Annotated in this window: 8 protein-coding genes and 3 pseudogenes; 6 read left to right on the plus strand and 5 right to left on the minus strand. The window is 68.1% G+C overall.

The genetic code is table 11. The features are described from left to right. Nucleotides 1-603: pseudogene (locus tag E1258_RS16990) on the plus strand (site-specific integrase); the annotation flags it as partial. Nucleotides 604-1,046: 443 nt separating this feature from the next. Continuing rightward, a complete protein-coding gene (locus tag E1258_RS17000; protein WP_132402003.1) occupies nt 1,047-8,537 on the plus strand; it encodes a LamG domain-containing protein in 7,491 nt (2,496 codons plus the stop codon). A 21-nt stretch (nt 8,538-8,558) separates the two neighbouring features. Here E1258_RS17000 and E1258_RS17005 read toward each other — a convergent pair whose 3' ends face one another. Further along, nucleotides 8,559-8,963, minus strand: a complete 405-nt coding sequence (locus tag E1258_RS17005) for a hypothetical protein (RefSeq protein ID WP_132402006.1) — start codon at nt 8,961-8,963, stop codon at nt 8,559-8,561. 27 nt (nt 8,964-8,990) lie between these two features. After that, nucleotides 8,991-9,416, minus strand: a complete 426-nt coding sequence (locus E1258_RS17010; RefSeq protein WP_132402009.1) for a hypothetical protein — start codon at nt 9,414-9,416, stop codon at nt 8,991-8,993. Between the two features lie 1,956 nt (nt 9,417-11,372). Here E1258_RS17010 and E1258_RS17015 point away from each other — a divergent pair. From E1258_RS17015 to E1258_RS34895, 4 genes are all read left to right on the plus strand, one after another. Further along, nucleotides 11,373-13,895, plus strand: a complete 2,523-nt coding sequence (locus E1258_RS17015; protein ID WP_132402012.1) for a DUF262 domain-containing protein — start codon at nt 11,373-11,375, stop codon at nt 13,893-13,895. Between the two features lie 61 nt (nt 13,896-13,956). Next, a complete protein-coding gene (locus tag E1258_RS33965; protein ID WP_207919596.1) occupies nt 13,957-14,346 on the plus strand; it encodes a hypothetical protein in 390 nt (129 codons plus the stop codon). A gap of 663 nt (nt 14,347-15,009) precedes the next feature. Further along, complete coding sequence (locus tag E1258_RS17025) at nt 15,010-16,107, plus strand: hypothetical protein (protein WP_132402015.1); 1,098 nt, start codon at nt 15,010-15,012, stop codon at nt 16,105-16,107. A gap of 101 nt (nt 16,108-16,208) precedes the next feature. Beyond that, complete coding sequence (locus E1258_RS34895) at nt 16,209-16,700, plus strand: hypothetical protein (RefSeq protein ID WP_371688631.1); 492 nt, start codon at nt 16,209-16,211, stop codon at nt 16,698-16,700. Nucleotides 16,701-16,709: 9 nt separating this feature from the next. Here the strand turns inward: E1258_RS34895 and E1258_RS35910 are convergent. From E1258_RS35910 to E1258_RS34905, 3 genes and pseudogenes are all read right to left on the minus strand, one after another. Further along, a pseudogene (locus E1258_RS35910) lies at nt 16,710-17,069 on the minus strand (transposase family protein); the annotation flags it as partial. Nucleotides 17,070-17,338: 269 nt separating this feature from the next. Continuing rightward, nucleotides 17,339-17,683, minus strand: a complete 345-nt coding sequence (locus E1258_RS34900) for a hypothetical protein (protein WP_243715508.1) — start codon at nt 17,681-17,683, stop codon at nt 17,339-17,341. Nucleotides 17,684-17,729: 46 nt separating this feature from the next. Then, nucleotides 17,730-17,927 (minus strand): annotated as a pseudogene (locus E1258_RS34905) (transposase); the annotation flags it as partial. Nucleotides 17,928-18,200: the final 273 nt, after the last annotated feature.

Here is an 18,200-nt window from a genome sequence, read left to right on the forward strand (position 1 = left end):
GTCCTGGACCGCATCCGGGCCGCGCTCGCCGTCCCCAACCCCGCCGACCCGCACACCACCGTCAAGGCCGGCGACCTGATCGAGGCCGCCGTCAAGACCGGCGCGCCCGTCCCCACCCCGGACCAGATCCGCCGGGCGCTGCACCTGGACATCACCCCCACCGAACTGCCCACCATGGAGGCGTACCTGACCGACTGGCTCGCCGGACGCAAGAACATCAAGACAGGCACTCTGCGCTCCTACGAAGGGCACATCCGGCTGTACCTGATCCCGCACCTCGGCCACCTGCGCATCGACCGACTTCGACCCGGCCACATCGACGCCATGTACGACACCATCGCCCAGCGCAACACCATGATCGCCACCCTGCGCAAAGCCCTCAACGACGCGATGCGCCGCCACCGCTACATCGACACCAACCCCGCCCTCATGGTCGAACTACCACCAGCCCGACCACCCAAGCCCACCATCTGGACCGACCAACGCATCCACACCTGGCGCGACACCGGCAAGACCCCCAGCCCCGTCATGATCTGGACCCCCGAACACACCGGCAGATTCCTCGACCACACCCACGACGCAAACGACCGCCTCTACGCCCTCTGAGGAGAGGGTGTCATGACGGGGTGTCATCACTGCCGTGGGGCGGCGACGATCGTCATCAATCAGAATCGGAGCTTGCGCCCGTGAACCGCCTCGCTGATGGGCCCCTCTCTCGGCGAGGTGCTGTCGGTTGGCGCGGGAACTGTATGCCTTGTCGGCCAGGATTCGGTCCGGTCGCGTGCGGTGCCGGCCTGTGTCAGACCGAGGAGCCCGCCGAGCACCCGCGACAGCGGCTTGCCGACCTGTTCACAAGCGAGGTACAGCTTCGCAATCGATCGGCAGATCAGATATTCCAAGTCAATTTTTAGTCGGCATTTTGACTTAACGCGCGCGGTGCGTAATCAATCAACTACGGTCGAATGTATTCCGTCTCGATGTGGTGGGGCGGATAATGTGCTTTCAGGCTGCTTCCCCAATTCCTGCTCTTCTCTCGGGAAAGGACCGTGTTGTCCGAGAAAAGCCTGGTCAAGGTGTACGGCGACCGCGAGTACATGTATACCGCGATGCTCCGGCACCAGGGCGTGACGGTGGCGTTCGCAATGGACAAGGACCGCCGCATTCGTTACTCCGTCCTGCATTTCACTCCAAGTGCCGAGCGCGGTGAACTCGATGCGCCGTACTGGCACGATGACCCAGCTGAGCTGCGCTTCCCCACCGAGATCACGCAGGTGGGGTACGCGATCGCCGGGGCCACTCGGCTGCCGGTGGTCAAGCGTGGTGGGCGGGTCGAGGCCGGCGCCCACGAGACTCTCGGTCCGAAGGAGACCGATCCGTTCCTGTCGAGCACGGCTCGGCTCACCGCGGCGGCACCGTTCCAGGTGGTGTCCGACGGCACCCATCTGGTGGTGTTCCGGCAGTCCATCGACGCCGCACACCCTGACGCGGTGTGGAAGCTCACCACCGGCGGCTCCAGCGCCGCCGCTGGCGGGAACTATGTGAAACACAACGGCGCGAAGGTGCCGCTCGTGGAGAACACCCTGTTGTGCGACCGGTTCGTGCTGGTCGGCACGGAGCTGAAACCGGTCATGGAGGTTCGCTTCCAGCGCAGCCGGCACAGCACTTGGCCGGCGTCGGCGAAGGACACCCCGGGCACGAAGGACATGGAGGGACGTCCGTTCTACGAACCGACCCAGGAGTTGACGTTCGTCCGTGGCCTCACCGGCGGCGCGTTCAGCGTGCTGCTGCTCCCCACCGAGGTGCAGGGCAGCCGGCGTTGGCAGATCTTCACCGTCAACAGCCGGACGAAGCTGATCGACTCTTTCAACGTCGAGCAGGCGACGAACGGGCTGTTCAACACCCAGGGCAGCGGGCGCGATCCGGAGCCCGGCTCGGCCGGGACCGCGCTGCGGTTCAACGGTACGAGCGGCTACGTCGACCTGGGTAACCCGGCCGCGTTCCAGTTGGGCGGGAAAACGTACACGCTGGAGGCGTGGATCAGCCCGACGGCCCCCGACGGGATCATCCTGGGCAAGTTCGACCGAGGTGTGCGGGGGGACTGGGTCCTCACCCTCGAGAACGGGCACCTCGTGCTGCAGCAGAACGGCGCGCCGTATTTGGTGAAGTCGACCCGACCGGTCGGGGTCGGCCGGTACACGCACGTGGCTGCGGTCGTCGACAACGGCCAGGTCCGGCTCTACCTCGACGGTGAACCGGCCGGGGAGGGGAGCTTGGCGGCCAACCCCGACTCCACCACGAAGGTGCTCATCGGTGCGGATCACCGTTACGGCATACCCGGTGGCTTTTTCTCGGGAGACATCGACGAGATTCGCATCTGGAGTCGGGCTCTCAACAAGGAGGAACTGGCCAGGGGGCGCGGTCGCCGGCTCGTCGGTGATGAACCGGGGCTGCTCGCCTACTACCGCTTTGACGAGGGCGACGGCACGAAGCTGCACGATCAGACCGGCAACGGGCGGGACGGCACGCTCGTGGGTGGGCCGACCTGGGTGACCTCCAAGGCGCCGGTCGGCGAGCACTCCGGCCTGCGCCGGAGCAGCTTCGCGTTCACCGGTCGTGACGTCGTCTCCGGCCTCGCCGCGACCCTCTACTTCCAGCAGGAGAACATCGCGGCCCCCAGCGGCCCGCGCTCACTGGTGAAGCGGCAGGCCCGGGTGCTGCTCGCCGCGGCCACGTCCGATTCCGCGCCAGCGGGCACCGCGGCCCGGTCCCATGTCGCCACGCTCGACCTCGCCGTCGGCCGCGACGGCCGCCTGGCCCGGGTGCCGGACCACATCACCCTGCCGGAGGTGAACCAGCCCAAGTCCGCCGTCGATCCCGAGCGGATCAGCGCGCTGGAGCAGGTGATCGCCACCCTGAAGGGCCAGATCAAGGCGGACGAGGCGCTGGTCGCTACCCCGGGCACCGACCCGGCGACGGTCGCCGGGTGGCAGCGGGACCTGGTGACCGCCCAGGCCGAGGTGGCTCGGCTGGAGGCAGAGCGGAACGTGCCGACCAACTGGGTCTACCGCATCCGGAACCTGCAGGAAAACCTCTACGTGAAGTGGTCGACCAAGCCCAGCAGTGTGCATCACTGGGTGCACTCCACCAAAGACCACAACGACCCCAGAACCCTGTGGCGACTGATTCACGTCAATTCCCGCTATGGCTCAGGCTCTTACTACAACATCAGGGTCTTTATCCCGCCCTCGACTGCGCCTGACGCCGATGGCGAGCAGAACATCCCCGCTATCCTCGACAAGGACTCAACTGGCTACATCCGGTTGCTCCCCGCGCCCGAGAACCCTGCCACCGGTACGGTGATGTTCGATCCCCAAGGCATCAGCGGCAGCGGCACTGGTCAGATCCTGGCCCCGGTCGACAACGGAACCCGACACCTGCCCGTCGCGTTCCGCAAACTCACCGGCACGGACTACGACCGGTACGGCGGCACTTACGCCGTTGTCGATCAGGCACCCGCCGCGAACGCCGACCAGTTCCGGTGGGAGAAGGTCAAACTGCTACCGAAGCTCGACGCGGATCTGAACGCGGCGAGGCTCCGGCGGGACGACCTCGTCACGAAGCTGGACCGGGAGCGGACCCGGCAGGCGCTCATCGCCGAGGCCGAGGGCCGGCTGCGGGCCGCGCGGGTCGAGCTGGTCGCCAAGGAGGACGAGCTGTCCCGGCTCACCGGAGGCATGGCGGGCACCGGGACCGTGCACCTCGCCATGCCGCACCTCTACACCGACCGTGGCGGGCTCAGCGTCACCGGAGCGTTGCTCGGGTTCGCGTGGACCCGGAACACGCCGTTCCTGCTCGACAGCACCATCGGGCAGGTCTCGCTGTACTTCCGGGGCGGTGACGGGCAGTTCTTCGCCACGCACTACGACACCGAGGTGGTTCGGGCGGAGAAGCGGCTCACCGTGGGGTCGCAGCAGATCCGACTGGTCAGCCGCGATCCGCTGAGCGACATGGCCGGCACCACCGTCGAGGTGAGCGACGGGCAACTGGCACACCTGTGCACGGTCACGGTCCGCACCAGATCGAGCACCGAGACGTTCGCGTCCGTGCCCCGGCAGGTCGAACAGTTCGCCGATGTCCTCAACGGCCGGGGCATGGCCGATTCCCGGTACCTCGGCACGGTGGCCGAGATCAGCAACGCCGGCAAGACGGTGCGGCTCGCCGAGCCGCTCACCACGCACGTGCCGGCCGGTGCCGTCGTCACCGTGGCCGGCACGGCGGTCCTGGTCCAGTCGGATGCCCAGCGCAGCGCCGACACGCTCACCGTGGTCGGCGGCGCCGGCACCGCCACCAAGGGCGACCCGGTGTCCCGGGTGCTCTACCACTACGATCTGGCGACCGCCACCAGGCCCGGCGCTTGGTTGGCCGTTGGTTCGCAGGTCGTGCAGGTGGAGGTGGACGGGGTTACCGGCAACGTCCCGAACGGATCCGCGACCGACCTGGTGCCGGGGCGCGTCTCACAGTGGCACGGGGGTATCCCGGGCCGGGCGTTCCGCTTCGACACCACGACGCACCGGCTGGCCCTGCCGGACGATCGGCTCGCGCAGGTGGGTACCGCCGGTGATGTCACCGTCGAGGCGTGGGTCCTGCCGGACGCACTGCCGGGCCCTGGCCGGGTGCTGAACGCCCACACGCAGGCGGGCCGGTACATGCTCGGTCTGGAGCCGGCGCCATTGAAGTCGGCGCTGGCCTTCGACGGCGTGGACGACGGGGTGGACTGCGGCCCGGTCGCCCTGGCCGGCACCGACTTCACGATCGAGTTCTGGGCCAAGCGCGAGCGTGCCGGCCGCGAGGACTTCGTGGTCACCCACGGGGTCACCACCCCGACCGCGCACAACGCACTGCACGTCGGCTTCCGCGCCACCAACACGTTCACCCTGGCCTTCTGGGGCAATGACCTGGACACCACGGGCAGCTACGACGATCTGGAGTGGCACCACTGGGCCGCGGTGTTCAACCGGGCCACCAACGAGCAGATCCTCTACCGTGACGGCACCGAGGTGGGTCGTCGAACCGTCACCACCCCGTACGCGGGGGTCGGGAACCTCCGGCTCGGATTCTCACCCGCGAACGGCTCCCGGGCCAACGTCCGGCTGGACGAGGTGCGGGTCTGGGGCCGGGTCCGCACGCCCTCCGAACTGGTCCTGGAGCGCGACCGCCGACTGACCGGCCGGGAGCCGGGGCTGCTCGGCTACTGGAGCTTCACCGAAGCGGGCGCGACCGACCTGTCCGGCAACGGCCGAGACGGTGCGGTCACCGGCGCCCCCGCCGTGGCAGAGTCACCGCTACCGGGCTACCAGATCACCGCCGGCAAGGGCGACACCATGATCCGCAGCCGGGATGCGTTCCCGTGCCGGGAGTGGGCCCACCTGGCCGCCACGATGGAACAGTCCTGGGCGGTCTCCCTCGACGGCCGGGGGCATCTCGATGCCGGCAGCGACGCCGCCCTCGACCTGACCGGCGATGTCACCATCGAGGTGTTCGTCACGCTCGACCGGCTCGGCTGGACGCACGGCCTGGTGTCCTACGGAGCGCTCGACGACGGTGCCGGCGGATGCGTGCCGTACCAGCTCGGGGTGCGCCCCGACGGCAAGCTGGAGTTCCGCTTCGAGGAGCCCGGCCACAAGCCTTTCAGCTACGTGTCGACCGTGGCACTGCGCGCTGCGACGTTCCACCGGGTGGCGGTGACCCGCAGGGCCAGCCCGCCGGCAGAGCCGGACCGGTGGCACGACGTCTCGTTCTTCGTCGACGGTGCGTCCGCTGGCACCCACCGGCACCAGGGAGAGGGACCGAAGGGCGGCGCCGGTCCGCTGGAGTTCGGGCGGGTGCGCGCCGGCTCGCTGGCGCTCCCCCTGCGTGGTGTCCTCTCCGAGGTGCGGTTGTGGCGGGTCGCCCGTCCCCCGGACCAGGTGTGCCGCCCGGTCGGGCCGCGCGAGCGTGGTCTGGTCGGCTGGTGGCGGATGGAGGAGAACGCCGGCAACGTCGCGGGTGACGCCACCGGCTCCCACCCGGCCCGGCTGCGGGAGGCCACGTGGGCCAAGAACCCTGACCCGCAGGGCAGCCCGATCCGGCTCTACCGCAACGGCGCTCCGGTACCCACGACGCCGGTCACGATGCCCACCCTCAACCTGCTCCTTCACTACGGCTACAACAAACACCAGTTCACGATCGGCGGGGCGGTGGTGAACACCACCCCGACGCACCCCTTCTCCGGTGTCCTCGAAGAAGTGCGCGTGTGGCGCGGCGTGCGCACCCAGGAACAGATCCTGGACAACGCCTTCAGCCGGCTCAAGGGCGACATGGCGGACCTCATCGCCTGTTACCCGTTCGACGCCGACTCCACAAGCGCCGGCGCGAGCGAGGTGCGCGACGTCGGACTCGCCGGCAACCACCTGCTCCTGCCGGCGAACCAGCGCCCGCAGGTCGTCCTCTCCACCGCACCGGTCTCCACCGACGCCGCCGTGGTGCGCGCGGCGCCGGCCAGCGTACGGACCACCTTCCACGCCCTGATCGACAGCACGCCAGCGGCCAGCGAGTACGCCGACGCGCAGGTCGACGCGCGGGGCGTTCCCAGCGGCGTGATGAAACGCTGCTACAGCTACCTGCGCGGCCGGTCCTGGCATCTGGTCACGGGGTACAAGGTGGGCAACCTGGTCAGTGAATGGGTCGGCCAGGCACAGTACGACCCGCAGATCGTCGGGTACGTCGAGGGCGCCCCGCCGGTCCCCGCCGAGAACCTGACCAACCCTTCGGCCGACCGCACGCCGGGTCAGTTCAACAACACGTCCACCGTCGAGTTCAAGCAGGCCGACGAGGTCAGCCACAGCCACGGCACCGACACCGAGAACAGCCGCACGGCGGGGTTCGCGGCGACCCGCTCCCTCGGCGCCGAGGCCGACATCAACACCGTCATCGCACCGTTCGGCGCGGGCATCACCGTGCCCATCGAAGTGGAGGCCACGCTGGAACGCAAGACCAGCTACGACTTCACGAACACGTCGAGCCTGCAGAGGGAGGTTTCTCGGGGGGAGACCACCACCCGTCAGATAAAGGTGGGACTGCGCGGCCGGTGGGAGGACCCCGGCCAGGTCGTGAACCCCGCGATCGGCCCTCGGTACCTGCCGGGGAACACCGGCTTCGCGGTGGTGCGCTCGTCCACCGCGGACATCTTCGCGCTGCGGCTGGCCCACACCGGCACCCTGGTGTCGTACCATGTCACGCCCAGCCCGGACATCCCCGAGGACTGGAACCTCATTCCGTTCCCGATCAACCCCCGATACACCAAGCAGGGAACACTCGACGGTGCCGTCGGCGCCACGGCACACGGCAAGGTACTCGACCCGGACTACCCACAGGCCCGGGACCGTGGCGAGTACAGCTACTTCAAACCCCGCGAGACGTACGCCCTGATTCGGCGCATCCAACGCGAGCGGCAACAGCTACGCAGCTTCTACGAGGCGCTCTCCACCGAGCCGCCCGACTTCAAGCCGATGCTGGGGCAGGCCGCTCGGCACACCCTCAAGCAGGTCGGCACCGAGGCTGCCGGGTTCGTGGCGGGCGCCCTGGTTCCTGGCTTGGGCGCCCTCGGCGGAATCGCCGCCATGCTGGGCACCGGAGCGCGTGGGATGGCCAACCCGTCGCTCGGCGAACTCTCCCTGCCCGGTGCCGGGGCGCTGGTCGACGGCTTCTCCCGACGCAACCTGGTCAATACCTACATCTGGACGGCGGAGGGTGGATTCTTCGCCGAGACCACCGAGACCACCGATGCCGTCACCGAGGCCACCGCGGGCAGCTTCCAGGTGGCGAAGAGCGAGAACACCGGGGTGTCGCTGTCGGCGTCGACCCTGGGCGTGAGCGGGGGCCTCAGCCTGGACCTGACCGGCGGTATCGGTTACGCCCTGACCCGGAGCAAGAAGCGGGAGTCGAAGACCACCTTCTCCGTCGAGGTGACCTGCGAGCCGAGCAGCGACCTCCAGCGGTACAAGGACGGGAAACCGGTCCTCGGCGGCGACGGCAAACCGGAGCGGCTCCCCGGGAAGGTCGACGCCTATCGGTTCGTCACGTTCTACCTCGACGCGACCAGTGACAACTTCGAGGACCTCTACCGTACGGTCGTCGATCCGATCTGGCTGGAGCAGAGCGCCGACCGCAACGCCGTCGCGCTGCGCCAAGCCCGCCAGGCCCAGAAAAAGCCACCGTGCTGGCGCATCATGCACCGGGTCACCTACATCAGTCGAGTGCTGGAGCCGATCCCGACGGGCACCACACCACCGCTGGAGAAGGTGATGCAGGCGCAGCACATCGACAGCAACTACGAGCTGATCAGGCAGCTCGAACCGTACGTGCGAGACGCCACCACCAGCCTCGGCCGCCTGGCCGAGGCGACCCGCAATGCCCTGGACCGCCATCTGCCCGAACTGTCGCCACACGCCCCAGAGATCGCCGATTACCTGGCTCTCTACTACGGCGTGGAGCGGTAATGCCGGTGGGGCGATCCCGGATCAGGGATCGCCCCACCGCTGCAGTGGAGTGCGTCGAGGGTCGACACGGAGGTGCTGATTCGCTGACCCGGTCCGCGCTAGTTCGATCACCCGGTCCAGCTCGCTGATCTGATCGCGGAAACTGGCCCGGGTCCGCAGAGCGAGGTCGAAATCGGCACGCATTCCGGCGTGCTCCGGATCGTCGGGCCAGCCGGTCACTGCCGCCTGATGCGCCTCGATCGCGGCGTCCAGGTCGGCCTCGCTCGCCAGCTGCTCGAACCGGGTCAGCAGGCTGCCCAGGTTGCTCAAATAGCTTCCGCGCTTGGCGTGTTCGGGTGCGGTGGCGTCGACGGCCGCCTCGGTGAGCGTGATCGCGAGCTCCAAGTCATCCAGGTCGCCGGTGCGTTCGAATCGGGTCAGCAGCATGCTGCCCAGGTTGGTCAGGCTGCGCGCCTACTCGGGTTGGTCGGGCTCGGCTAGCGCGACGGCGTGGATCAGCAGGGCGACGGCCTGGTCCAGGGTTTTCTCATCAGGACTGGACAGCGTCCCCCCGTACAGTAGGCGACCGAGGGACGCCAGCGTCGAGGCCGTGTCCGGCTCGGCCGGCGGATGGCGCTCGAACTGCTCGCGGACCAGGTCCGGCACGTCATACCCGCACAGGTATACCGGGGCGAGCAGCTCCAGCGCCACCGTCGCCTGGGGCACCGCATTGGCGTTGGCAGCAGCGGAGGCCTGGGTCAGCAGCAACAGCCCCGCGGCCTGGGTGACCGGGGGATCGTCGAGAGCGTCCGGCACCGAGCAGAGTAGGTCGACCAGCTCGCCGGTCGCCTCCGGCGCGAGTACCGGCTCCGAGTCGCGGGTGGTGAGGTGCCGCTGCACGCGGTCTCGCAGCTGCGCAAGCCGTTGTTCTCCCAACGTCGAACCCCGTCCGGAATGCCCGCTCCACATTGACCGCGGTACCTTACCGTTGCCCTGTAATCCACGCGGAGTGTCCTGCGTGCGGGCGCGACGGTCTCCCAAGGGGATCAAGGTTCCGAGCGATCAGACCTCCGCGTCGGTACTCCATGAAGGCGTCAGTCCTTGCAGCTGACAGGGCTACGATCCGGTAGAGGTATTGCTGGGGATGACACGCCCAGTTCATCCGGCCCATGCACCACAAGGCCACCGACAGGCTGGCTTGCCGGGCGAAGCCCGACGGCCTCGCGCAACTCCTGACGCTATTCCTCAACCTCGTCATGCGTGACGCTGCCCATCCTGTCGACGAACTGGCTCATCAGTGGGTGCTCACCGGGTGCTCCGGCGCCAGGGACAGACTCGCAACGGGCGGATTGGATGGGACGCGTTCTTGGGCAAGCAGGGCCATGACGCGAAAGATGGATTCCAGCGTCCGACTTGGACCGAATTATTCGGTCATGGACAATCTCTTAATCCGCGGGTTCGGGGTTCGAGTCCCTGGCGGCGCACCAGCAATCAAGGCCTTGACCTGGCGTTCATGCCCGGTCGGGGCCTTTTTCATGCCTCTCTGCGATGGGTCGGGTGCTCGATGGGTGCTCGGGAGCGGTTGGACGGCTCCGGCAAGCCATGGACGCGGTGCCGTGATCGTGGACGCAAGCCGTCCAACGCCATACGGCGGCGCCGCGCGGTCGTATGGCGTTGGGTGCCGGTCGAGACGTGGCTCCGTCCGCGAGTTCCCCGTGGCCGATCTTGGCTCTGGCCTCTTCTCGGAGCGAGGCGTGCTGCGCGTCATGCGGGAAGATCACGCCGTGGATGTCCCCGAGCTTCTTCGCCGAGCTGCCCGTCTCGCGCCCGTGGTCGCGACGGGTGAGGCCGGCACAACGGTGGCCGATGCGAACGAGTGTCTCGACCATGATGAGTGGGAAATCGCGCTGGACATGCTCGTGGAGCTCGGCGATGCGTACAGCGCCGAGACCAGCTTCTGGGACCCTCTCGCGAAGGCCGCCAGGATGATGTGGCTCGCCCGGATTGAGCGGTGGTGTCACTGGCGTCGCTTCGAAGTCGTTCACGGCGAGCCACCTCGGCGGGAGCCGGATGGACCCGCTGGCTCGTCGCCAGCACGCCTTCCAGCCAGTAGAACAGGGCCCGCCCGTCGGGGCGGGTGGCGCTCAGGGTGTGGCTGTCGACCAGGGCGAAGGAGTCGAGCCGAAGCTGGTAGGCACGCCAGGTGGCGCCGTCGGTGAGGATGCCGACGTACCGCTGACCGGTCTCCTGGCTGCGCGACCGGACGTAGCCGCCAAGCTGCCGCTCGGCCTCCTGGAGCGCCCGCCCGGGCGGGAGTCGCTTCTTGACCTCGATGACGTGTAACCGACCTCAATGTCGATGCGCCGGCCCTGTCCGGCGGGAGCCTCGAGGTCGACGTCGTCGAGAACGAAGCCGCCGGCCAGTAGGAGCTGCCGGATGTCGGCCTGGAGGGTTGCTTCGCTGCGGGTGGCGCGGCGGTCCGCGATGCGCACCAGCAGGGGCTGCAACGAAGCGGGGAAGCCTTCGAACGTCACCTGCGATGGGATTGAGTTGTGTCGGCTCCTGCTTACGTGGGGCGTACCGTCCGAGCGGGCCACACGCCAGTGTGGACGCTCAATCTAAGGAATAGGTGAATTACTGTCAGCATTTGGACAGTTGCCTGTAGTGATCGGCGAGTGGGGTCGGGGAGCTACTAGAGGGCATTGAATGGCGAGCATGTGGCGGTGTTGTCGATAAGCCGACACGCGAGCTGGTCGTTATAGCTGGGTTTTGCGCCTTCCGTGGGTTGCTGCGGTCGCTTGTGCTCTGGTTGTCTTGCCGCTCCAGGCAGATCACGGTGAGCGAGGAGTCGGTTGCATGGTCGCGGCACACGAGACGACACTGCGGGAGCTACTGGAGGGCGCGAAGCAGTATCGGGTGCCGTTGTACCAGCGGACATACTCGTGGACTGACTCTCAACTCAGGCGACTGTGGGAGGACATCCTCAAGCTGGCCGAGGAGCGGATCGAGAAGCGGGACCTCACGCACTTCATCGGTTCCCTGGTCCTCGCACCCAACCCCACCAACGGGCCGGCGGGCGTCTCCGAGTTCCTGGTGGTGGACGGTCAGCAACGGCTCACCACCCTGTCCATCCTGCTCTGCGCCATTCGCGACCACCTGGCACGACACGAGGATCCGGGCCATCGGGACCGCATCGACCAGCAATACCTGATCAACAAGTGGAAGCCCGCCCATCGGTTGAAGCTTGTTCCCACCCAGGCCGATCGTGCGGCCTACGAGGCGTGTTTGGAGGCCACGCCGCAGGCGGGCGGTAGCGATCAGGTGGGCGCGGCGTACCGGTTCTTCGCGGCTCAACTCGCCGCCGTCGACGACCCGGACGATCCGACGGACATCGGACGCATCGAGGATGCCGTCATCTCCGGGATGGCGCTGGTGTCGGTCGTCGCCCAGGCCGGCGACAACGTCTACCGGATCTTCGAGTCGCTGAACAACACCGGCCTCAAGCTCACCCAGGCTGACCTGCTGCGTAACTATCTCTTCATGCGGCTTCCCAACCGCGGTGAGGCTGTCTACGACTCCCTGTGGTTTCCGCTGCAACAGCAACTGAGCTCCGGAGAACTTGAGCAGTTGTTCTGGCTCGACCTGGTGCAGAAACAACCGGAGGTGAAGCAGACCGACACCTACACCGGCCAGCAGGCACGACTCAACGGGCTGCACACCGAGGCGGAAATCGAGGCCGAGGTACGCCGGTTCTGCCGGCTCGGTGCCCTGCTACGGATCATCCTGCACCCGGAGGAGGAGCGCGACCCGGAGGTGCGGCGGCGACTGGTCCGGCTCAACGCCTGGGACACGACCACCGTGTTGCCGCTGCTGCTGCACCTGTTGGACCGTCGCGAGCAGGGAACGGCGACCTCTGCGCAGATCGCCTCGGCGATGCTGTACGTGGAGAGTTTCTTCGTCCGCCGCCTGCTGATCGGCCGGGCCACCGCGAACATCAATCGGATCCTGCTGCGCATCGTGACCGACATGCGCGCGGATCTGCCGGTCGACGAGGCGGTGCGCTCCTACCTGTCCGTCGGCCGCAAGTACTACGCCACCGACACCAGCGTCCGGGAGGCGGTGCGGTCCATCCCGTTCTATCTCAACGGACGCGCCACCCAGCGGAAGCTAGTGCTCCAGTGGCTGGAGGAGTCGTACAACAGCAAGGAACCGGTGGCGTCGGACTCGCTGACCATCGAACACGTCATGCCGCAGAGCCCCACGACCGAGTGGCGGCAAACGCTGAGCGAGGATCTACAAGGGGAGGAAAGTTTCGCCGAGGTGCACGAGGCCCTGGTCCACACACTGGGCAACCTCACGCTCACCGGTTACAACGCTGAGCTGAGCAACAGCTCCTTCCTGGTCAAGCGGGCCCAGCTTGGCAAGAGCGGGATCTCGCTCAATCGGGAAATCGCGGCGCAGAAGCGCTGGGGACGTCCGGAAATCCACGCCCGCGCCGACGCCCTCGCCGAGCGGATCATCGCGAACTGGCCGGGGCCCACCGAGGAGGCGGGCAACCGGTCCGAGGTGCCATGGGATGTCATGAACAAGGCTCTCGCGGCGCTGCCTGCCGGCTCCTGGACCGCGTACGGTGATCTGGCCGCGCTGATCGGCAGCCATCCGGTGTCGGTCGGCGCCCGCCTGGCGAATCACCCGGCGCCGAACGCGCACCGGGTGCTCCAGGCCGAGGGCGTCGTCGCACCGAACTTCAAGTGGCTCGACCCGACCAGGACCGAGGAGCCGCGCGACCTGCTGCGTGCGGAGGGCGTCGAGTTCGACAAGTACGGTCGGGCCAGCCAGGCGCAGCGCTTCGGCGTCGAGGAACTGGCTCAGCTCGCCGGCATGCCGCAGCAGGACGGGTCCCGGCAGTTCCTCCGGCCACGGTCGCGGCGCAACGATTCGCTCGACGACGGGTTCGTCGAGCAGTTGACCGACCTCCAGAACGCGCGGGTCGTGGCTGGCACGCTTGCCGTCGTCGAAGCCTGGGCCGAGCTGGGCGGCAGGCCGCTCTACGGCTCCGGCGGCGAGACGTCGTGCTTCCTGGTGGCCCGGGGCAAGGACCACGAGCTCGGCAACATCTGGCCTGCGGCGATCTACCCGAGCGGGAAGTTCGAGATCGTGTTCCAGCACATGAGTACCCGAATGCCCTTTGACGACATCACGCTCCGCGAGCAGTTCCGCCAGCGGTTGAACGAGCTGCCGGGGGTGAAGATCGCCGCCGCGAAGCTGGCTCTCCGCCCCGGCTTCCCCTTGGAGGTCCTCGTTGACGCCAAGGCCCGAGCGGCGCTGATCGAGCACCTCGCCTGGTTCTACTGCGTGGCGGTGCAAACCGGAAACTGAACCCGTCGCACCTGGTCGGCCAGCCTCGCTTCCCGCCCGCACGCACCTTGGAGGGCATCCCGTGCCGCAGCTCGACTTCGCCAACAGCTTCTGGCAGAGCTACGACGTCCTGGAGAAGCCGGTCAAGGCCGGCGTACGCAAGGCGATGGAGAAGTTCCAGCAGCTCAGCATCGCCGAGCTGCACGCCGACAAGGGCCTGCACCTGGAGTCGGTGAACAACGCGCGGGACCCGCGGATGCGGACCATCCGAATCACGGACTTGGCGCGGGGTGGTGTCTCGCCCGACGACGGCAGCGACCCTTCCTGCTCCTCAACGTGTTCGATGGCGACGACGTTGCGGACCTCCAGCGCCCGGGCCGCCGTGTTCAGCGTCCGGGCACGGGAGGCACTGTATGTCTCATGGAGCGGACCGCCCAGTCCGTTCCTGTCAATTCCCACCGACCGCTGCTGAGGAGAAGCGCCGTAGGCGTTGGACGACGCGGCCAGGCTGCTCGTGTGAGTGGTTTTACATCGCCAAGTCTGACTGCGTACGTCATGACCCGACATCTGGCAGGCGGGCCACCATCTGCACGACGTATCGCAGGGTGCTCCGTGGGTGCTCGGGCGCGATGGACGGACCAGCACTCAGAGCACTGAGCGGGACGTTGCCTCGGTCAGGTTGCGGCTTGACCGTGAACAGATGGACTCACGCGACGGGGCCGGACGCAATGAGTCGGCCAAGATCAGGCTCTTATGATAATCCGCGGGTTCGGGGTTCGAGTCCCTGGCGGCGCACCAACGAGCAAGGCCCTGACCTGGCATTCCAGGCCGGTTTAGGCCATTTTCGGTTACGCCGGTGGCGGCTCGGTGCTCGGTGAGTGCTCGGGAGCCGGTGGACCGGGCGTGCTCCGCTTGGACGAGGTGCGGTGCCGGCGGACAATACGGGCAGGCCGAGCGTCAAATCGTCCGCAGATCGATGCCAGCTATTCCCCTCGATGAGGGCGACCGGGTCGCGACCATGCGACCGCACCACGGGCTATCACGACGACACCTGTCGGCCACCTTCCTGTGGCACCCTGGGCACCCACGGACCGGGCCGTCACCGGTCACCCTTGATCCGCGCACGGGAGGCAGTATGGCCAGACGTGTCTTCCTGCACATCGGTGCCCCGAAGACGGGCAGCACCTTCGTGCAGAACGTGCTCTGGTGGAACAGACGTGACCTGAAGCGGGCCGGCATCCTGCTGCCGGGGAGCGCCCGGGCGCAGGACCATGCCATGACCGATCTGCGCCAGGTGTCCTGGCGCGACGCCGACCTGCGCTGGACCTGGGACCGGCTGGCCGCGAAGGCCCGCGAGTGGTCCGGCGATGTGATCATCAGCAACGAGGGACTGGGTGGGGCGAGCAGCGCGCAGGCGTCCCGGGCCGTGGAGAGCCTGCGACCTGCCGAGGTACACATCGTGGTGGCCGGACGTGACCTGTGGCGTACCCTGCCGTCGACCTGGCAGCAGAGTATCCGGGCCCGTAGTGGCTGGCGCTTCGGCGCCTTCCTCGGCGCGGTGGAACGCGGCGAGTTCGAGACGTTCTGGGAGAACTACACCGCGAACCGGATGCTTCGTCGCTGGGGCGACCTGGTGCCCGCCGAGCGACGCCACCTGGTGACGGTCCCGCCCCCCGGGGCTCCGCACGATACCCTGTGGCACCGGTTCGCGGGGATCATGGGCATCCCCGACGGCCTGTGCGAGCTGGAGGCCCCCACCTCGAACCCCTCGTTGGGCGCGGCCGAGGCCGAAGTGCTGCGCCGGGTCAACCTGGCGTTGGGTGACCGCTACCCGCTCCGCAGGCCGTACCAGGAGGTCGTCCAGCGCCACCTGGTCGACTCCGTGCTGCGGCAGCGCGAGAACGGGCTGAAGTTCGGTGTCGGCCTGGACCGGGCCGAATGGGTGGCCGACCTGACGGAGCAGCAGATCAAGGAGCTGCGGGACTATCCGTGCCAGATCGTGGGCGACCTGGAGGAGCTCCGACCGACCAGCATGAAGCAGAGCCGCAGTCCCGACGAACTCGACGACGGGCAGGTCCTGAACACGGCGATCGAGACGATCGTCGCCATGCTGGAGCAGGCCGAGGTGCTCAGCAAGCGCGCGGACCGCCGGTACGAGGAGATCCTGGCGCGGGTCAGGACCCGGGTTGACGGCGGCGTACGCCGCAGGCTCCGTCGCGCCGCCCGGCGGTAGCGCGGTCAGAGCCCACCGTCTCACTGCTCAGCGAGTTGAGCGACCGGTGCCCGCGGACAGCGGACGGCACATTCCGGCTGACCCTCGGCCTGCCTACCGGGTTGACGACCACGGCCACCGGTGTCGGCAGCTACGTGACCAAGCAGCTCTATACCGCCTACGGCGAGCCCACGGTCACCACTCGGAAGACCGCCGGCGGCGAGTACGTCGAGGACGCCACCTACTACGACCTCACCACACGCCGGATCACGCACAACTCGATCAAGGCCGAGTCGGCGACCGGCACGATGTCGGATCGCAACTACCGCTACGACGACATCGGCAACATCACCTCCATCGCCGACCTCCCCGAGCTGGGCAGCGCCGACACCCAGTGCTTCCGGTACGACGCGTTGCGCCGGCTGGCCTCCGCGTGGACGCCCAGGGCCGACGTGTCGTGCGAGACCGCGCCGAGCGCAGCGAACCTCGGTGGTCCGGCGGCGTACTGGCAGGACTGGACCTACGACGAGATCGGCAACCGGCGGCAGGAGGTCGACCACACCGCGTCCGGGACGACCACCCGTACCTACGCGGTCCCCACCCCCCGGGGGTAGGACACCGAGGTCGACGAGCATCTCCGATACCGGCTTCGACACCATGGCGCCGCCACGGTCGGCGTGGATGGTGTGCGGCTCGATCCCGTTACGGCTGATCGCGTCGGCCAGGAAGTCGCGGGCGACGACCGCGTCCTCCCCGGCTGCGACGAGCCAGCCGGTGACGTGACGCGAGTAGATGTCGATGACGACGTGACACCGGTACCAGACGCCTTTGACGGGTCCCTTCAACGCGGTGATGTCCCAGGACCACACCTGACCCGGCCCAGTCGCGACCAGTTCCGGACGCGCCCGGGGTGGATGGGTCGCCAGCCGGCGTCGTTCCCGGCTCTGCCCGCACGCGCGGGCGATGCGATACATCGTGGACATCGAGCAGTGGTGACGGCCCGCGTCGAGTTCCCGGGCCCAGACCTGCGGGATCGCCAGGTCGGCGTAGGCCGGCGAGTTCAGCACGGCCAGCACCCGGTCGCGTTCGGCCGTGCTGAGCGCCTGCGGCGGTGGGGTCCGGGGCAGCCACGGTCCGTGCCGCGGTCCGACCGGCTTCGCCCGCCGGTAGTAGGTCGCCCGCGAGGTCCCGGTCAGCGCGCACGCCCGCTGCACCGAGATGTCCGCGTCGCGTAACTCGCCGAACACGGCGGTCAGGATCTCCTCGGCGGATTGTCGTTGTCCGCGCTCTCGGAGAGCTCTTCCAAGAGCGCGTGTGCTTTGCCCATGATGTCCAACGCCATGCGGGTCTTCTTCAGATCCGCCTGCAGCTTCTCGTTCTGCCGGCGTAGCTTCTCCAGTTCGATCTGTTCTGCGGACTTCTTCACCCGCGACCCGGCCGCCGCGGTACCGGAATCCGTGACCGGAGTCCCTACCTGGCCGAGTTGCCCGGCGTCGCGAGCCCGTGCCCACTCGATGATGTGCGACGAGTACAAGCCTTCCCGGCGCAGGATTGCACCTTTCTCCCCGTTCGCGGCACTCTCGTACTCGGCGACCATCGCGAGCTTGTACTCCGGGCTGAAAACCCGCCGTGATGGCTTTGGCGCGCCGCCAGCAGGTCATCCCCGAGCCGAACCCCAACTGCTGGGGCAGGAACTCCCACTGGATGCCGGTGTGCAGCACGAACAGGATCCCGCACAGCACCTGCCGGTCCGGGACCCGCTTGCGTCCCGGGTGCCGTGGATTGCGCTCAGGTGTGGGCAGCAGCGGCTCGATGCGCTGCCACAGCCCGTCCGGCACGATGGTTTTACCGACGTCATAGCTGGGTGTTGGCCTGCGGTTCCGTGAGCCGGGTGGGCGGCCGGGGCCGGGCTTGCCGGGTTTGGGTGCACCGGCGGGTAGAGCGCTGGTCGGTCGGAGGTTCCGAAATCCTCGCCGAACCCGGGCTGGGGTGAGCCGCCCGGGCGGTGCTGGTCGTTCCCAGGGGCGGCGTAGGCCGGCGGCCAAGGGCCGGGCGAGGCGTAATTGGGTGTGGGCGGTGATGACGATCCAGGTCCACCGGTCGGCGGCCTCGGG

This window comes from Micromonospora sp. KC207, assembly GCF_004348615.1.
Taxonomy (GTDB): domain Bacteria; phylum Actinomycetota; class Actinomycetes; order Mycobacteriales; family Micromonosporaceae; genus Micromonospora.

Excerpts from the sequence above, each read along its gene's own strand:
- E1258_RS17025 (WP_132402015.1), top strand. The coding sequence starts at position 15,010 with ATGGCCAGACGTGTCTTCCTGCACATCGGTGCCCCGAAGACGGGCAGC.
- E1258_RS17005 (WP_132402006.1), bottom strand. The coding sequence starts at position 8,963 with ATGCTGCTGACCCGATTCGAACGCACCGGCGACCTGGATGACTTGGAG.
- E1258_RS17015 (WP_132402012.1), top strand. The coding sequence starts at position 11,373 with ATGGTCGCGGCACACGAGACGACACTGCGGGAGCTACTGGAGGGCGCG.
- E1258_RS34900 (WP_243715508.1), bottom strand. The coding sequence starts at position 17,683 with ATGGTCGCCGAGTACGAGAGTGCCGCGAACGGGGAGAAAGGTGCAATC.